This is a genomic window from Streptomyces sp. NPDC031466, assembly GCF_055581265.1.
In genome coordinates, this window is sequence record NZ_JBVIJT010000008.1 from 1 (window position 1) to 16,193 (window position 16,193).

The window sequence follows — 16,193 nt, forward strand, 5'->3', positions numbered from 1 at the left end:
AGATCTGGAAGCCCGGTAACGGGTGGAGGTGACTGGTACTAATAGGCCGAGGGCTTGTCCTCAGTTGCTCGCGTCCACTGTGTTGGTTCTGAAACAACGAACAGTTGTGTCGGCTGAACAGCGTCACTATCTAAATTGAAAAGTGTGCTTGTTCGCTGCCCTGTTTGAGATCCTGCGTCTTCGTAGGATATTTCATAGGGTTTCGGTGGTCATAGCGTGAGGGAAACGCCCGGTTACATTTCGAACCCGGAAGCTAAGCCTCAAAGCGCCGATGGTACTGCAGGGGGGACCCTGTGGGAGAGTAGGACGCCGCCGAACAATCTTTGGAGGACCCCTGGTCCCAGCGTCCAACGCTGGGACCAGGGGTCCTTTTGTTTTGTCGAAGCGCGCCGGCACCCCGGCTGCGCGAGAATGACTGCGGTACCGAAGACTAGGAGTCACCGATGTCCACCAACTCTCCCGACGAGCGACCGGGGCGCGACCAGCGCGGCCGGGACGGTGGCGACCGGGGCGGATACCGCGGGGCTCCACGGCGGGACGACCGCGGTGGCGACCGTGGTGGCTTCCGCCGCGATGACCGTCGCGACGACAACCGTGGCGGCGGTGGCTTCCGCGGCCGCGACGACCGGCGTGACGATCGCCGTGAGGGCGACCGGGATCGTGGCGCGCGTCCGCCGTTCCGCCGCGACGAGCGGCCCAGCGGGCCCCGCCGCGACGACAACCGTGGCGGCGACAGCCGTGGCGGTGGCGGTGGCTTCCGCCGTGACGGTGACCGTCCCGCCTTCCGGCGCGACGACCGGCGTGACGACAGCCGGGGTGGGGAGCGCCCCGACCGGGGTGGCTTCCGCCGGGACGACAACCGTGGTGGCGGCTTCCGTGGTCGCGACGAGCGGCCCAGCGGCCCCCGCCGCGACGACAACCGTGGCGCCGACAGCCGTGGCGGTGGCTTCCGCCGTGACGAGCGGCGTGACGGTGACCGTCCCGCCTTCCGGCGCGACGACCGCCGTGATGACCGGCGTGATGACCGTCGGGACAACGACCGTGGCGGCGACCGCGGTGGGTTCCGTCGCGACGACCGCCGCGATGACAACCGTGGCGGTGGCTACCGCGGCCGTGACGAGCGGGACAGCGGAGGGCGTCCGCCGTTCCGCCGTGACGACCGGCCGACGAGTGGGCCCCGGCGTGACGACCGCCGGGACGACAACCGTGGCGGCGGTGGCTTCCGCCGCGACGGTGACCGTCCGGCCTTCCGGCGCGACGAGCGGCCCAGCGGGCCCCGCCGTGACGAAAACCGTGGCGGCGACAGCCGTGGTGGTGGCGGTGGCTTCCGCCGTGACGAGCGGCGTGACGGCGACCGTCCCGCCTTCCGTCGCGACGACCGCCGTGATGACCGGCGTGATGACCGTAGCGGCGACCGCGGTGGGTTCCGTCGCGACGACCGCCGGGACGAGCGACGCGACGACACCCGTGGTGGTGGCTTCCGCAGGGACGACAACCGGGGCGGCGGCGGTTTCCGCGGCCGCGACGACCGTGCGCCGCGGCGCGACGACAACCGGGGCGGCGGACGCCCGGGCGGCTTCCACGGGCGGGACGACCGTCGGGATGACCGCCGAGACGACCGCCGGGACGGCGACCGTGGCGGGTACCTCGGCGGGCGCGACGACCGCGACCGGGACCGTGATCGCGAGCCCATCAGGCGACTGCCCATCCCCGACGACGTCACCGGGCACGAGATCGACAAGGACGTCCAGCAGGAGCTGCAGAGCCTCCCCAAGGGCCTTGCCGAGGATGTCGCCAGGAACCTGGTGATGGTCGCCAAGCTCATCGACGAGGAGCCCGAGCAGGCGTACGCCTACTCCAAGATCGCCCTGCGGCTGGCCTCCCGGGTCGCGGCCGTGCGCGAGGCCGCCGGCTTCGCCGCGTACGCGAACCAGAAGTACAGCGAGGCGCTCGCGGAGTTCCGGGCCGCGCGGCGGATGACCGGCAGCGTCGAGCTGTGGCCCGTCATGGCGGACTGCGAGCGCGGGCTCGGCCGGCCCGAGAAGGCGCTGGAGATGGCCGGCGCGCCCGAGGTGCACAAGCTCGACAAGGCGGGACAGGTCGAGATGCGGCTCGTCGCCGCCGGGGCCCGCCGTGACATGGACCAGATCGACGCGGCCATCGTCACCCTGCAGAGCCCCGAGCTGGCCTCGAACTCCGTGCAGCCCTGGACCCCGCGGCTGCGCTACGCGTATGCCGACGCGCTGCTGGCCGCCGGCCGCGAGGACGAGGCGCGGGAGTGGTTCGCGAAGGTCATCGAGTCCGACAAGGACGGCAGCACCGACGCGTCGGACCGCCTCGCCGAGCTGGACGGCGTCGAGTTCGTGGACGCTCTCGGCGACGACGAGACCAACGACGACGCTCCCGTGGTCCGGGAAGAGCCCGCGGACGACGAGGACTGAGGTCCGCGCCGCCCGGACGGGTGGCTGAAACGCAGACGGGCGGGACTCCCCAAGGGGGGCCCGCCCGTTTTCGTATGCCCGGGGCCGGGGCCGGGGCCGGGGCCGGGGCCGGAGTCAGAAGGCGAGGGCGCGCAGGACCAGGCCCGTGGCCGGCTTCGGGCCGAAGGACGTCGACTTGCGGGGCATCGTGACACCCTGACGGGCCAGCTCGCGGACGACCTCCTCGCGCACCGGGTGCATGAGGACCGCCGTCCCGCCGTCGCGCTCGGCCTTCTCGACGGTCGCCGCGGTGTCATGGATGTAGGCGATGTGCTCGGGGGCGTCCGGGATCCGCCAGACGTGGTCCAGCAACGCGGCATGCAGGACCGTCGCGTCCAGCGTGCGCCACGCCTGCGGATAATCGCCGGGGATCGTACGGTCCAGGAGCTCCGGGGACGGGCTGTCGACGAGGTGGAAGGCGCCGTCGCCCGCGAGGACGAAGGCGTTCCCCTTGGCCGCGGCCTGCGACAGGGCGTCCAGCGCCTGGTCGAGGGAGCCTTCGACGGTGCGCACGCGGAAGGAGTCCCCCAGCGCGGCCAGGGCCTCGGGCACCGGCAGCCGGTGCAGGTAGCGGTGGATGGCACGGACGCGCAGAGGATAGCGGGCGGTGTCCACGAGGAGGACCAGGCCGTAGTCCCAGGCGCTGGGCGAGGGGTGCTCGGCCCGCAGCCGCAGATTGGTCGCCCAGCGGTGATGCCCGTCGGCGATGAGCGCCTGGTGGGAGGCGAGATCCGACTGGATCTCGGCGATCTCCGCGGGATCCGTGACGGACCACAGCCGGTGCCGGAATCCGTCCTCGGTGGTCGTCGCGAGAAGAGGCTCGCGCTCGGCCGTGCGTTCGATGGCCGCTATCGCGCCGGTGGCCCCGTCGCCGCTGTCACTGCGGTAGGTCAGCAGGAGCGGTTCGAGGTTGGCACGGGTCGCCCGCATGAGGGCGGCCCGGTCCTCGACGACGTGCGGCATGACGTCCTCGTGGGGGAGGACGACGCCGTCCGCGGCCTCGGAGAGGCGGAGCGCGCCGATGAGGCCGCGCTGGAGGATCTCGCCGTCCCGCTGTTCGTACACGTACAGGCTCGGCTCGTCGTCGGGCGCGAGGATGCCCTCGTCGAGCCAGCCGCGCAGGGTGTCCGCGGCCTGCCGGTTGCGGGCCGCCGGTGTGGTGGCCTGCGGGAGGATCAGCCGGACGATGTTGTGCGGGTCGGCGGACTCCAGGTGGAGCAGGCCGTCGGGGCGTACGACCACGTCGTACGGGGGTGAGGTCACCGCGGCCAGACTGCCGACCTGTTCGGGGACGTAGCGCACGCCCCGGAACGGGATCAGGTCGAGGCCGGCTGCGTCCGTGTGACCCGCTGTGTTCATTGGGGCATCGTATGTGTGTCAGTGGCATGAGCGATGATCGGGGGAGTGGTATCGAGCGAGGAGCGATGTGTAATGAGCCAGAGTGCAGGCCCGAGCGCGGGCGGGGGCGCAAGGACACGGCCCGACGGCAGCAGCCGGGCGCTGAGCGAGGCCTATGACACGGCACTGCTCGACCTGGACGGGGTGGTGTACGCGGGCGGTCATGCCATCGCCCACGCCGTCGAGTCCCTCGGCAGCGCGCGCGAGGGCGGGATGCACCTCGCGTACGTCACGAACAACGCGCTGCGTACGCCGGACGCGGTGGCGGAGCACCTGACGGAGCTGGGCATCGCGACCGGGTCGTCGGACGTCATCACCTCGGCGCAGGCCGTCGCCCGGCTGGTGAGCGAACAAGTGCCCGAGGGCGCCCGGGTGTTGGTGATCGGCGGCGAGGGCCTGCGGGTCGCGCTGCGGGAGCGGGGGCTGCGGCCGGTCGAGTCGGCGGACGACGATCCGGTGGCGGTCGTGCAGGGGTACGGCGGACCGGACCTGGCATGGGGGCGTTTCGCCGAGGCCAGTTACGCGATCGCGGCCGGTCTGCCGTGGTTCGCGTCGAACACCGACCTGACGATCCCGAGCGCGCGGGGCATCGCGCCCGGCAACGGCGCGGCGGTCGAGGTCGTCCGCATCGCCACGGGCGCCGAGCCGCAGGTGGCGGGCAAGCCGCTGCCGCCGATGCACCGGGAGACGATCCTGCGCACGGGGGCGAAGCGGCCGCTGGTCGTGGGCGACCGGCTGGACACGGACATCGAGGGGGCCTTCCACGGCGAGGTGGACTCCCTGCTGGTGCTCACGGGCGTCACGGACGGCGCGCAGCTGCTCGCCGCCCGGCCGGAGCACCGGCCGACGTATGTGGACGCCGATCTGCGCGGCATGCTCACCGGGCAGCCCGAAGTCTCCTCGGACGAGGGCGGTTTCGGCTGCGGCGGGTGGACGGCGTCGGTGCGCGGCGGCGAGCTGACGCTGGACGGCGAGGGCGATGCCATGGACGGCCTGCGGGCCCTGTGCGCGGCGGCTTGGACGCAGGCGGGGGACGGCGCCTGCGAGGCGGACGGCGGCAAGGCCCTGTCGCGGCTGGGGCTGTAGGGGACGACGCGGGCCAAGGGGCTGCGGGGCCTTACGGGGCCTCGTCGCGGTCGATCAGCTCGTCCGTGGTCGTGTCCTTGCGCCAGTAGCCGGAGAACGCCACCCGCCTGCGGTCGAAGCCGCGTTCGCCGACGAGATGACGGCGCACGGCCTTGACGGTCGCGGACTCGCCGGCGACCCAGGCGTAGGGCGTGCCCTCGGGGAGGTCCGCGCCGCGGACCGCGTCCGTGGTGGCGCCCTCCCGGGTGAGCCAGTGGATCTCGGCGTCGGCCCTGGTGGGCAGGGGCTGCTGTTCGGCCAGGTCGTGGACCTCGATCCACACGCGCGCCGGCAGCCCGACGGGGAGTGTTTCGAGGATGCCCGCGACGGCCGGGAGCGCCGATTCGTCGGCGGTGAGCAGCAGCCAGTCGGTGTCCGGCGGCGGCCGGAAGTCGTAGGCGGCGTTCTCCGCGTCGGTCGGGGCGAGCACGCCGATGCGGGCCCCGGGCCGCGCCGTCCGCGCCCAGCTGGTGGCCGGGCCGTCGGCGGGCGAGGGCTCGGCGCGGTGCACGGCGAAGTCGACGACCAGTTCGCCTGTGTCGCGGCGCAGGTCGCGGGTCGTGTACGTCCGCATGATGCCGCGCACCGACGGGTCGAGGGCGCACCACGCCGCGTACCACTGGAGCGTGTCGCCGCCTGAGGTGTCCGGCATGACCGGGGCGTCCTGGCCCGGATGCGGCAGGAAGATCTTGATGCGCTGGTCCCGGCCGGCCGAGGCCATCCGCGCGAGATCCGGGCCGCCGAGAACCACCCGGATCATGGCGGGGGTGAGGTGTTCGGTGCGCAGGACCTCGACGTCGAAGTACCGGTAGGGGGAGTCGGTCACGGCCTGAGCCGCTTCGACTTCACCGGCGCGGCGGCGGGTCGGCGAGGGGGAGGGGCTGGTGGGCATGGTGGCGCTTCTCTCGTCGAAGTCCAGTGCGAGGGTAGGCTAACCTAACCTGGTGTTGGTCGACAGTCCCCCAGAACCCCGCGCGGAGACCGCTCCCGCGCCGCCGAAACACCGCACGCTGCGCAGCGTCGGGCTGCTCGTCTCGGTGGCCGTCCTCCTGCTCGTCTTTCTCACGAGCATCGCGGTCGGCGCCAAATCCATGCCTCTGGACCAGGTCTGGCACGGGCTGTTCCACGACTCGGGGACGTACGGCGACGTCGTCGTCGGCGAGCGGTTGTCGCGCAACCTGCTCGGGCTGCTCGCCGGTGTCGCGCTCGGGCTCTCCGGCGCCGTGCTGCAGGCGCTCACCCGCAACCCGCTGGCCGACCCCGGCCTGCTCGGCATCAACCTCGGCGCGTCGTCGGCGGTCGTCAGCGCGATCAGCTTCTTCGGCGTCACCTCGCTGAGCGGCTATGTGTGGTTCGCCTTCCTCGGGGCGTCGCTCGTCGGTGTCCTGCTCTACGTCCTCGGCGGCGCGCGCGGCGCGACACCCGTGCGGCTCGCGCTCGCCGGCACCGCGATCAGCGCCGCGCTCTACGGCTATCTCCAGGCCGTCATGATCATGGACGGGGCGGCGCTCAACAAGATGCGGTTCTGGACGGTCGGTTCGCTGGCCTCCGCCACCATGGACACCATCCAGCAGGTGCTGCCCTTCCTCGCGGTCGGCACCGTGCTCGCCCTCGGCCTCGCCCGGCCGCTCAACGCCATGGCCATGGGCGACGACACCGCCCGCGCGCTCGGCGCCCACCTCACGCGCACCCGCGCCCTGTCGATGGCGGCGGCGACGCTGCTGTGCGGGGCCGCCACCGCCGCCTGCGGACCCATCATGTTCGTCGGCCTGATGGTGCCGCACATCGTGCGCTCCTTCACCGGCCCCGACATGCGCTGGATCCTGCCGTACGCCGCCGTCCTCTCGCCGGTCCTGCTGCTCGGCGCGGACGTCGTCGGCCGCGTCGTGGCGCGGCCCTCGGAACTCCAGGTGGGCATCGTGACCGCGGTCATCGGCGCGCCCGTCTTCATCTTTCTCGTACGGCGGCGGAAGGTGGCCCAGCTGTGAAGGCGCTACGCACCAGGGGCGGCCTCTCCGTGCGCCTCGACGTCCGCACGGCCGTGGTCTGCGCCCTGCTCCTGGTCGCCGCGCTCACCGCGAGCGTCGTCCTGATCGGCACCGGCGACTTCGCGATCCCGGCCGCCGACGTCATCCGCACACTGCTCGGGAACGGCGACGCGGGGCAGGAGTTCATCATCAACGACCTGCGGCTGCCGCGGGTCCTCGTCGGGCTCCTGGTGGGCGCCGCCCTCGGGCTCGGCGGCGCGCTCTTCCAGTCCATCGCCCGCAACCCGCTGGGCAGTCCGGACGTGCTCGGCCTCGGTCAGGGGGCGACCGCCGGGGCGCTCACCATGATCGTCCTCTTCAAGGGCAGCGCGGTCGAAGTGGCGGGCGGCGCGCTCGTCGGCGGTCTCGTCACCGGCGTCGCCATCTACCTGCTCGCCTGGAAGCGCGGGGTGCACGGCTACCGGCTCGTGCTCGTCGGCATCGGCGTCTCCGCCTTCATCACGGCCATCAACGGCTATCTGCTGACCAAGGCGGACTTCGTCGACGCCGCCCGCGCCGTGGTCTGGATGACCGGCTCCCTCAACGGCCGCGACTGGCAACAGGTCTGGCCGCTGCTCGTGCTCTGCGCCGCCCTCGTGCCGCTCGTCCTGGTGTACGGGCGCCCGCTGCGGATGCTGGAGATGGGCGACGACGTCGCCGGCGCGCTCGGCGTACCCGTCGAACGCACCCGCGCCGTGCTGCTCACCGCCTCCGTGCTGCTCACCGCGGCCGCGACCGCCGCCGCCGGGCCGGTCAGCTTCGTCGCCCTCACCGCGCCGCAGCTGGCCCGGCGCCTGACGCGCTCGCCGGGACCGAACCTCATGCCGTCGATGTTCATGGGCGCCGCCCTCCTGGTCGTCGCGGACCTGGCCTCGCAGCGGGCCTTCGGCGCGGACCAACTGCCCGTCGGCGTCGTCACCGGCGTGCTCGGCGGCGTCTACCTGCTGTGGCTGCTCGTCACCCAGCGCAAGGCGGGCCGGATATGAGACCCCGCCGGGACCCCCTGTCGCCCACGACCGCGTACCACCCCACGACCAGGAGCGTGCTGCTGTGAACCGGCTCATCGCCGACGACGTCACCCTCGGCTACGACCAGCGCGTCATCGCGGAGAAACTGTCCGTCGAGATCCCCGACCACTCCTTCACCGTGATCGTGGGCCCCAACGCCTGCGGCAAGTCCACGCTCCTGCGCGCCCTGTCCCGGATGCTCAAGCCCTCCGCCGGACGCGTGCTGCTCGACGGGAACACCATCCACTCGATGCCCGCGAAGAAGGTCGCCAAGACCCTCGGCCTGCTGCCGCAGTCGTCCATCGCCCCCGACGGCATCACCGTCGGCGACCTCGTCGCGCGCGGCCGCTACCCCCACCAGGGGCTCCTGCGCCAGTGGTCGCCGGAGGACGAGCGGATCGTGGCGGAGTCGATGGAGTCCACGGGCGTACGCGAACTCGCCGACCGCTACGTGGACGAGCTGTCCGGCGGGCAGCGCCAGCGCGTGTGGATCGCGATGGCGCTCGCCCAGCAGACCCCGCTGCTGCTCCTCGACGAGCCGACGACGTTCCTCGACATCCAGCACCAGCTCGACGTCCTCGACCTGTGCGCCGAACTCCACGAGAAGCAGGGCCGCACCCTCGTCGCCGTCCTGCACGACCTCAATCACGCGGCGCGCTACGCCACGCACCTCATCGCCCTGCGCGACGGCGCGGTGCTCGCCGAGGGCGCGCCGTCGGACATCGTCACCGCCGAGTTGGTCGAGCAGACGTTCGGAATCAAGTGCCGGATCATCGAGGACCCGGAGAGCGGGACGCCGCTGGTGATCCCGGCCGCCCGCGCGGGACGGCGGACGCCGGTCAAAGCAACGATCTGAGCTTCAGCAGGTCCCGGAAGCCCGCCTCCAGCCTGACCCGGCCACCGGCCCAGGCCTTCGCGAAGTTCAGCTCGCCGGCCACCAGCGCCACCAGGTCGTCCCCGGTCATCGCGAGGCGGATCTCCGCCTTGTCGCGGGGCGGGCCGGGGTGGCTGTCGAGCACCGTGATCCGGCCGTTCTCGAGCCGGCCCACGAAGGTGACGTCGAGATCGGTGACGCGGCAGCTCAGCGAGCGGTTCAGGGCAGCGGCGCCGCGCACGTCGCCGTCGGCGGACGCGAGAGTGTCCGAGAGTCTGTCGAGTGCCGTGCGGCACTCCGCCATGGTCGCCATCGTGATCGACGGTACCGCAGCCCTTCGGGGTAGCGTCGTGTCATGAGCGACTCTCACGCGGGCCCCGGAGCAGGGGAGGCGGTCGAGCCGGACCCTCAGGTTCCGGACGAACCGTCGTACGACCCCGCCGCCCCCGCGCCCCTCGGCGTCGAGCGCACCCCCACCGGCAACGCCGACGTGGACCCGCTCCTCGCCCGGCTCGGGGACGCGGACCACCTCGCCACCGACGGCCACATCGAGGTGTACGAGGATGTACACCAGGGCCTGCGCGACGCGCTGACCGCGCTCGACGCGCGCCTCGGCCCGCCGGCCCCCACCGGCAAGCCGTCACCCTCGTACGCCCACCCGGCACCCGACCACCGCCCCTGACGAGGCCCTACGGGCCACCCCCCTTGGAATGGAGCTGAACCGAACGTGGCAGGAGTGGCACGACGCCGCCTCGACGCCGAGCTCGTCCGCAGGAAGCTCGCGCGCTCGCGCGAGCACGCGAGCCAGCTGATCGCCGCAGGCCGGGTCTCGGTCGGCAAGACCGTCGCGACCAAGGCCGCGACCCAGGTGGAGACGGCCGCCCCGATCGTGGTCTCGCAGGACGACAGCGACCCCGACTACGTCTCACGCGGCGGCCACAAACTCGCGGGCGCTCTCGCCGCCTTCGGGCCGCAAGGGCTCGTCGTCGAGGGGCGGCGCGCGCTGGACGCGGGCGCGTCCACCGGTGGCTTCACGGACGTCCTGCTGCGCGCCGGCGCCGCGCACGTCGTCGCCGTCGACGTCGGCTACGGCCAGCTCGCCTGGTCGCTGCAGAGCGATGACCGGGTCACCGTGAAGGACCGGACGAACGTGCGGGAGTTGACGCTGGAAGCGATCGACGGCGTGCCCGTCGACGTCGTCGTCGGCGACCTCTCCTTCATCCCGCTCGGCCTGGTGCTGCCGGCCCTCGTGCGGTGCGCGGCCCCCGACGCGGACCTGGTGCTCATGGTCAAGCCGCAGTTCGAGGTGGGCAAGGAGCGGCTCGGCAGCGGCGGTGTGGTGCGCAGCGCCGAACTGCGGGCCGACGCCGTGCGCGGCGTCGCACGCCAGGCGTGGGGGCTCGGTCTCGGGGTGCGCGGGGTGACCGCGAGCCCGCTGCCGGGGCCCTCGGGGAATGTCGAGTACTTTCTGTGGCTGCGCGCCGGGGCCGACGAGCTGGACCCGGCGGACGTTGACCGTGCCGTGGCGGAGGGGCCCCGTTGACCCAGACCCGAGTGACCCAGACCGATGCGCGTACCGTTTTCCTGCTCGCGCACACCGGACGGCCCGCGGCCATCCGCAGTGCCGAACTCGTCGTCCAGGGGCTGCTGCGCAGCGGCATCGGCGTACGGGTCCTGGAGGCCGAGGCCGCCGACCTGCCGCTGCCCTCCGCCGTCCAGACGGTCAGGGAGGCCACCGCCGACTGCATCGACGACTGCGAGCTGATCGTCGTCCTCGGAGGCGACGGCACGCTGCTGCGCGGCGCCGACTTCGCGCGGGCCTCCGGGGTGCCCATGCTCGGCGTGAACCTCGGGCGCGTGGGCTTCCTCGCCGAGGCCGAGCGCGACGACCTGGACAAGGTCGTCGACCGGGTGGTGTCCAAGTCGTACGAGGTCGAGGAGCGCATGACGATCGACGTCATCGTGCACCGCAACGGCGACATCGTGCACCGCGACTGGGCGCTGAACGAAGCCGCCGTCCAGAAGGTGTCGCCCGAGCGGATGCTGGAGGTCGTCCTGGAGATCGACGGCCGGCCGGTCACCGGCTTCGGCTGCGACGGCATCGTCTGCGCGACACCGACCGGTTCGACGGCGTACGCGTTCTCCGCGGGCGGGCCCGTGGTGTGGCCGGAGGTGGAGGCGCTGCTCATGGTGCCGATCAGCGCCCACGCCCTGTTCGCCAAGCCGCTGGTGACCTCCCCGGACTCGGTGCTGGCCGTCGAGGTCCAGCCGCACACGCCGCACGGGGTGCTGTGGTGCGACGGGCGGCGGACCGTCGAACTGCCCTCCGGGGCGCGGGTGGAGGTGCGCCGGGGCGCGGTGCCGGTGCGGCTCGCGCGGCTGCACCACGCCTCGTTCACCGACCGGCTCGTCGCCAAGTTCGCCCTGCCGGTGTCGGGTTGGCGGGGGGCGCCGCACTAGGGCATGCGCGAAAGCGCCGTCACGTCCCGCTGACCACCGATATCGCCCGTCGGCGCATCACGGCGTGCACCGGGAGGCCGGTGGCGAGCAGGGTCAGCAGCAGCGTCCCCGCCGCGATGCCGGCGGGGACGGCCCACGGCAGATACGGCAGGGCCGAGCCGAACGCGGTGCTGAGGATCGGGGCCAGCGTGCCGAGCGCGATCGCGCCGCCGAGCAGCAGCGCGGTGGCGGCGACGACCATGGCCTCCCAGGCCGCCATGGCCCGCACCTGGGCGCGCCGGCTGCCGACCACCCGCAGCAGCGCCACGTCGCGGCGGCGCTCGAAGGAGATCATGGCGAGGGTGTTCGCCGCGGCGATGGCGGCGAAGCCCGCGTAGAGCCCCGTGCCCACGTAGTCCAGCCAGACCTCGCCCGCGCTGCCCGCCGAACCCGTGCGGTGCTGGGCGGTCGTACGCATGCCGATCTTGGTGAGGCCGAAGCCGACGACCAGGGTGAGGGGGACCACCGCGGCGGAGAAACGGCGGGGCTGCGAGCGGACGTTGAGCATCGCCAGGCGGGCGCTCGGGCCGAACCGGCCGACCAGCGCCGACACCACCCACGCCGCGGGGCCGATGAGGCGCGGCCCCAGCAGCCCCGCGCCCACGCAGAACAGGATGAGCACGAGGAAGGCGCCCTCGCCCGCCTCGGCCGCGGACCGCTTCGACAGGAGCACCGACACGAAGCACGCCCCCACGACCGCGAGCACCCCCAGCAGCGCCCGCACCATGCCGAGCCCGCGCCGGCCGGTCGACGCCTCCGACAGTGCGCGGGCCGGCCGGAGCAGGGAGAAGCGCAGCGCCGACAGGACGGCCGCGAGCGTCGTCGTCACCACCGCCACGCCGACGCACACCGGCAGCGCGACCCAGCCGAAACGGAACACCGCCTCGGCGGGGAGCAGCCCGTGGGCGACCATGCCGGCGTGCCACCAGCGGGCGCCGACACCACCGAGGGCGAAGCCGAGGAGCGCGGCGGGGACGGACGCGGCCAGGGCCTGGACGGCCACCGCGCGGCGGATCTGACGGGGCCTGGCGCCGATCGAGCGCACCATCGCCAGCTCGCGGTGCTGCTGCGCGACGGCGGTGCCCATGGTCGAGACGACCACGAAGATCGACATGTAGACGGAGCCGATCAGCAGGACGATCGCCATGTCGCCCACGCCGTTCTCCCTGATCTGGCGCCGCGCCGGGGCGGAGAGCCCGCTGGTGCTGCCGGCGCTGGTCGTGCCGAGCATCATCGTGGACGCGCTCACCACCGTCGCCGCGAAGAGGGCGGCCACCGCGGTGCCCACGAACGCCGGGCGGTGCGCGCGCAGCGCCGCCAGTGCCAGTCCTGTTGCCATGTGGATCATGGTCCCGCCGGGGGACCGGCCGCCACCATGCGGCTGGCCGGTGGATCGTGCGGGGGATAACCCCACCCCGCCCCGCGAGGCTTCGCGCCCACTCCCGCGAGGTTCCGGGCCCACTCCCGCGAGTGACAGCGGGCACAATGGCGCCGCCGCCACCTGCGCCTTCGTGGCCGGAGCCCAGGGCCCGTCGCAGACCGGGCCGCTGACCTCGTAAGGTCTTGTCCGTGTTGGAGGAGATGCGGATACGGTCGCTCGGAGTCATCGACGACGCGGTCGTCGAGCTGTCGCCAGGGTTCACCGCCGTGACGGGTGAGACCGGCGCGGGCAAGACGATGGTGGTCACGAGCCTTGGCCTGCTGCTCGGCGGGCGCGCGGACCCCGCCCTGGTGCGGATCGGCGCGAAGTCGGCGGTGGTGGAGGGCCGCATCGCTGTGCCCGCCGACTCGTCGGCGGCCGTGCGCGCGGAGGAGGCCGGTGCCGAGCTGGACGACGGGGCGCTGCTGATCAGCCGTACCGTCTCGGCGGAAGGGCGCTCCCGGGCGCACCTCGGCGGACGCTCGGTCCCGGTGGGTGTGCTCTCCGAACTCGCCGACGACCTGGTCGCCGTGCACGGCCAGACCGACCAGCAGGGCCTGCTGAAGCCCGCCAGGCAGCGCGGCGCCCTCGACCGGTACGCGGGCGACGCGGTCGCCGGGCCGCTCGCCACGTACACGGCTGCCTACCGCAGGCTGCGGGCAGTCACCACCGAGGTCGAGGAGATCACCACGCGCGCGCGGGAGCGTGCCCAGGAAGCGGATCTGCTGCGCTTCGGCCTCGAAGAGATCGAGGGCGTCGAACCGCGGGCCGGCGAGGACACCGAACTCGCCGCCGAGGCCGAGCGGCTCGGGCACGCCGAGGCCCTCGCCTCCGCCGCCACGTCCGCGCACGCCGCCCTCGCGGGCAACCCCGAGGACCCGGAGGTCGTCGACGCCGCCATGCTCGTCGCGGGTGCCTCCAGGGCTCTGGAGGCCGTACGCGCGCACGACCCCGCCCTGTCCGCGCTCGCGGAGCGCCTCGGGGAGATCGGGATCCTGCTGAGCGATGTGGCGGGCGAGCTGGCCGGATACGCCGACGACCTCGACGCCGATCCGCTGCGGCTGGCCGCGGTGGAGGAGCGGCGGGCGGCGCTGACCCAGCTCACCCGGAAGTACGGAGCCGACATCGACGCCGTGCTCGCCTGGGCCGAGGAGGGCGCCGCGCGCCTGACCGAGCTGGAGGGCGACGACGACCGGCTGGACGAGCTGATCGCCGAGCGGGACGCGCTGCGGATCGAACTGGCGGGGCTCGCGCAGGCGTTGACCGACGCGCGCCAGGAGGCCGCCTCGCGGTTCGCGGCGGCCGTCACCGAGGAGCTCGCCTCGCTGGCGATGCCCCACGCGCGCGTGTCGATCGCCGTCAGCAGCACAGAGGTGCCCGAGGGGGCCGACGGCGTGGTGGTCGACGGCCGCACGGTCGCCTACGGCCCGGCGGGCGTCGACGAGGTGGAACTCCTCCTCGCGCCGCACCCCGGAGCGCCGGCCCGGCCCATCGCCAAGGGCGCCTCGGGCGGTGAGCTGTCGCGCGTGATGCTCGCCGTCGAGGTGGTCTTCGCGGGCACGGACCCGGTCCCCACCTACCTCTTCGACGAGGTCGACGCGGGTGTCGGCGGCAAGGCCGCGGTCGAGATCGGCCGGCGCCTCGCGCGGCTGGCCAAGTCGGCTCAGGTCGTGGTCGTCACGCATCTGCCGCAGGTCGCCGCGTTCGCCGACCGGCAGCTGCTGGTCGAGAAGACCAACGACGGCATGGTGACGCGCTCCGGGGTCCAGGTCCTGGAGGGCGAGGCCCGGGTGCGGGAACTCTCACGGATGCTGGCGGGCCAGGAGGACTCGGAGACGGCACGGGCCCACGCGGAGGAACTCTTGGCCACCGCCAGGGGGGACAGCTAAAACCCCTCTGGTGGGACCCCGCCGGGGCGCGGGGAACTGCGCGAGCGACCACCGGATGTCCGCGGACGCGTCTGCTCAGTCACACGGCAGACGCGTCCGCGGCGTTTCCCGGGCCGGCGCCCACTTCCCCGCGCCCCTGGCGGGGGGCCTCCCCTCACCCGTGTGGGTGATTGGATTCCGGGAGTTGTCCCGCCGGACACGGCAGGGACCTTTCGGCAGTGCCGCAACGGCCACCCCGGCTGGCATCCTTGGCGCAACGCCCAAGCACCGCACCGCCCGACGCAGAGTCAGGAGCCCCGGCCGCGTGAGCCACGTGAGCAGCCATTTGCCGCACGAACAGACACCGCACGGGCGGACGCCGCTGCACACCGTTCAAGTACTCGGCGGCGCCGGCGCGGGCAGCTGCGCGCACGTCAGATCGCTGGCCGCGGGCCTCGCCGCCCGGGGCGTGCGGGTCACGGTGTGCGCCCCCGAGGAGGCCGCCCGCGCCTACGACTTCACCGGCACGGGCGCCCGCCACGTCCACGTGCCGCGCGGCAAAGACCCCGTCTCCGTGGCGGCCCTCCGCGTGGCCTGCGCCGACGCCGACCTCGTGCACGCGCACGGGCTGCACGCTGCCTTCCGCGCCGCCCTGGCGCTGACCGGGCGCCGCACACCCCTCGTCGTCACCTGGCACGGCCACGGGCCCGCGGCCGGCGCCCGCGCCCGCCTCCTGCGGGTTCTGGAGCGGCGCGTGGCCAGGGCCGCCGCCGTGGTCCTCGCCGCCTCGTCCGACCTCGTCGACCGGGCCCGCACCAGAGGCGCGAGGGACGCCCGCCTCGCCGCCGTCGCGCTGCCCGTACCCGCCCCCGCCGGCCTGCCCGCCGCCCACGAGGAGGAGCTGGACCGGCACCTCCACAAGGCCCGTGCCGAACTGGGCGCGGTGGACCGCCCGTTGGTGCTGGCCGTCGGCGCCCTGGAGCGGGACCGCGGCTACGGCATACTCCTCGATGCCACACGCGCCTGGCGGCACCTGGACCCGCCGCCGCTCCTCGTCGTCGCCGGGGAAGGCCCCGAGCGGAGCGCCCTCCAGCACCGCATCGAGGACGAGCGGCTCCCCGCCCGGCTGGTCGGGCGGCGCGACGACGTGCCCGACCTGCTCGCCGCCGCCGACATCGCGGTGCTGCCCAGCAGCCCGCAGTCCCGCTCCGTCCTCGCCCAGGAAGCCCTCCACGCGCGCGTGCCGCTGGTCGCGGCAGCGGTCGACGGCATCCCCGAACTGGTCGGCGACGGCGCCGAACTCGTCCCCCACCAGGACGCCGAGGCCCTCGCCACCGCCGTCGTACGCCTGCTCGCGGACCCGGCGCGCAGGGCGGAACTGCGGGACAGGGGCACGGCCCAGGCGGCCGGCTGGCCGACCGAGGACGACACCGTCACCCAAGTCCTCAGCGTCTACGACGAGTTGACCCAACCCGTGCCCTACAGCTGAGGACCG

General features: G+C 73.6%; 15 protein-coding genes and 1 rRNA gene. 11 read left to right on the forward strand and 5 right to left on the reverse strand.

The annotated features are described in order from the left end of the window. The first annotated feature begins 201 nt into the window (after nucleotides 1-201). Nucleotides 202-318: ribosomal RNA gene (gene rrf, locus ACZ5GP_RS20275) — 5S ribosomal RNA — on the forward strand. A 119-nt stretch (nucleotides 319-437) separates the two neighbouring features. On the opposite strand, the gene ACZ5GP_RS20280 is transcribed toward rrf, so the two are convergent. Then, complete coding sequence (locus ACZ5GP_RS20280) at nucleotides 438-1,730, reverse strand: hypothetical protein (RefSeq protein WP_468752551.1); 1,293 nt, start codon at nucleotides 1,728-1,730, stop codon at nucleotides 438-440. Between ACZ5GP_RS20280 and ACZ5GP_RS20285 the strand changes: the two genes are divergently transcribed. Further along, nucleotides 1,701-2,441: a tetratricopeptide repeat protein gene (locus ACZ5GP_RS20285; protein WP_468752521.1), complete on the forward strand. Its 741-nt coding sequence runs from the start codon at nucleotides 1,701-1,703 to the stop codon at nucleotides 2,439-2,441. The genes ACZ5GP_RS20280 and ACZ5GP_RS20285 overlap by 30 nt on opposite strands. A 114-nt stretch (nucleotides 2,442-2,555) precedes the next feature. On the opposite strand, the gene ACZ5GP_RS20290 is transcribed toward ACZ5GP_RS20285, so the two are convergent. Beyond that, a complete protein-coding gene (locus ACZ5GP_RS20290) occupies nucleotides 2,556-3,839 on the reverse strand; it encodes a DUF1015 domain-containing protein (protein WP_468752170.1) in 1,284 nt (427 codons plus the stop codon). A gap of 72 nt (nucleotides 3,840-3,911) precedes the next feature. Between ACZ5GP_RS20290 and ACZ5GP_RS20295 the strand changes: the two genes are divergently transcribed. Then, the gene (locus ACZ5GP_RS20295) at nucleotides 3,912-4,964 is read left to right on the forward strand and encodes an HAD hydrolase-like protein (RefSeq protein WP_468752171.1); all 1,053 of its coding nucleotides are present in this window, start codon (nucleotides 3,912-3,914) and stop codon (nucleotides 4,962-4,964) included. Nucleotides 4,965-4,995: 31 nt separating this feature from the next. Here ACZ5GP_RS20295 and ACZ5GP_RS20300 read toward each other — a convergent pair whose 3' ends face one another. Next, nucleotides 4,996-5,895, reverse strand: coding sequence for a siderophore-interacting protein (locus ACZ5GP_RS20300; RefSeq protein ID WP_468752172.1), 900 nt, complete (start codon nucleotides 5,893-5,895; stop codon nucleotides 4,996-4,998). Nucleotides 5,896-5,947: 52 nt separating this feature from the next. Between ACZ5GP_RS20300 and ACZ5GP_RS20305 the strand changes: the two genes are divergently transcribed. The 3 genes from ACZ5GP_RS20305 (at nucleotide 5,948) to ACZ5GP_RS20315 (ending at nucleotide 8,893) form a co-directional block, all read left to right on the forward strand. Beyond that, complete coding sequence (locus tag ACZ5GP_RS20305) at nucleotides 5,948-6,991, forward strand: FecCD family ABC transporter permease (protein WP_468752173.1); 1,044 nt, start codon at nucleotides 5,948-5,950, stop codon at nucleotides 6,989-6,991. Further along, entirely contained in the window at nucleotides 6,988-8,016 is a 1,029-nt protein-coding gene (locus ACZ5GP_RS20310) for a FecCD family ABC transporter permease (RefSeq protein WP_468752174.1), read from the forward strand. The genes ACZ5GP_RS20305 and ACZ5GP_RS20310 overlap by 4 nt, the downstream gene beginning before the upstream one ends. A gap of 64 nt (nucleotides 8,017-8,080) precedes the next feature. Continuing rightward, nucleotides 8,081-8,893, forward strand: a complete 813-nt coding sequence (locus tag ACZ5GP_RS20315; protein ID WP_468752175.1) for an ABC transporter ATP-binding protein — start codon at nucleotides 8,081-8,083, stop codon at nucleotides 8,891-8,893. Here the strand turns inward: ACZ5GP_RS20315 and ACZ5GP_RS20320 are convergent. Beyond that, complete coding sequence (locus tag ACZ5GP_RS20320) at nucleotides 8,877-9,224, reverse strand: alkyl sulfatase C-terminal domain-containing protein (RefSeq protein ID WP_468752176.1); 348 nt, start codon at nucleotides 9,222-9,224, stop codon at nucleotides 8,877-8,879. The genes ACZ5GP_RS20315 and ACZ5GP_RS20320 overlap by 17 nt on opposite strands. Nucleotides 9,225-9,266: 42 nt before the next feature. Between ACZ5GP_RS20320 and ACZ5GP_RS20325 the strand changes: the two genes are divergently transcribed. Genes ACZ5GP_RS20325 through ACZ5GP_RS20335 form a run of 3 tightly spaced genes read left to right on the forward strand, consistent with a single transcriptional unit; the run spans nucleotide 9,267 to nucleotide 11,371 of the window. After that, on the forward strand, nucleotides 9,267-9,593 hold the full coding sequence (locus tag ACZ5GP_RS20325; protein WP_468752177.1) for a hypothetical protein: 327 nt from the start codon (nucleotides 9,267-9,269) through the stop codon (nucleotides 9,591-9,593). A gap of 45 nt (nucleotides 9,594-9,638) precedes the next feature. Then, nucleotides 9,639-10,454 (forward strand): TlyA family RNA methyltransferase, encoded by an 816-nt coding sequence (locus tag ACZ5GP_RS20330; RefSeq protein WP_468752178.1) that lies wholly within the window; start codon nucleotides 9,639-9,641, stop codon nucleotides 10,452-10,454. Nucleotides 10,455-10,465: 11 nt separating this feature from the next. After that, nucleotides 10,466-11,371: an NAD kinase gene (locus ACZ5GP_RS20335; RefSeq protein ID WP_468752522.1), complete on the forward strand. Its 906-nt coding sequence runs from the start codon at nucleotides 10,466-10,468 to the stop codon at nucleotides 11,369-11,371. A 19-nt stretch (nucleotides 11,372-11,390) separates the two neighbouring features. Here the strand turns inward: ACZ5GP_RS20335 and ACZ5GP_RS20340 are convergent, their stop codons facing one another. Continuing rightward, nucleotides 11,391-12,749, reverse strand: coding sequence for an FtsX-like permease family protein (locus ACZ5GP_RS20340; RefSeq protein ID WP_468752179.1), 1,359 nt, complete (start codon nucleotides 12,747-12,749; stop codon nucleotides 11,391-11,393). A gap of 242 nt (nucleotides 12,750-12,991) precedes the next feature. On the opposite strand from ACZ5GP_RS20340, the gene recN reads away from it, so the two are divergent. After that, nucleotides 12,992-14,719 (forward strand): DNA repair protein RecN, encoded by a 1,728-nt coding sequence (gene recN / locus ACZ5GP_RS20345; protein ID WP_468752523.1) that lies wholly within the window; start codon nucleotides 12,992-12,994, stop codon nucleotides 14,717-14,719. Between the two features lie 304 nt (nucleotides 14,720-15,023). Beyond that, nucleotides 15,024-16,187, forward strand: a complete 1,164-nt coding sequence (locus ACZ5GP_RS20350; protein WP_468752180.1) for a glycosyltransferase family 4 protein — start codon at nucleotides 15,024-15,026, stop codon at nucleotides 16,185-16,187. The last annotated feature ends 6 nt before the right edge of the window (nucleotides 16,188-16,193 follow it).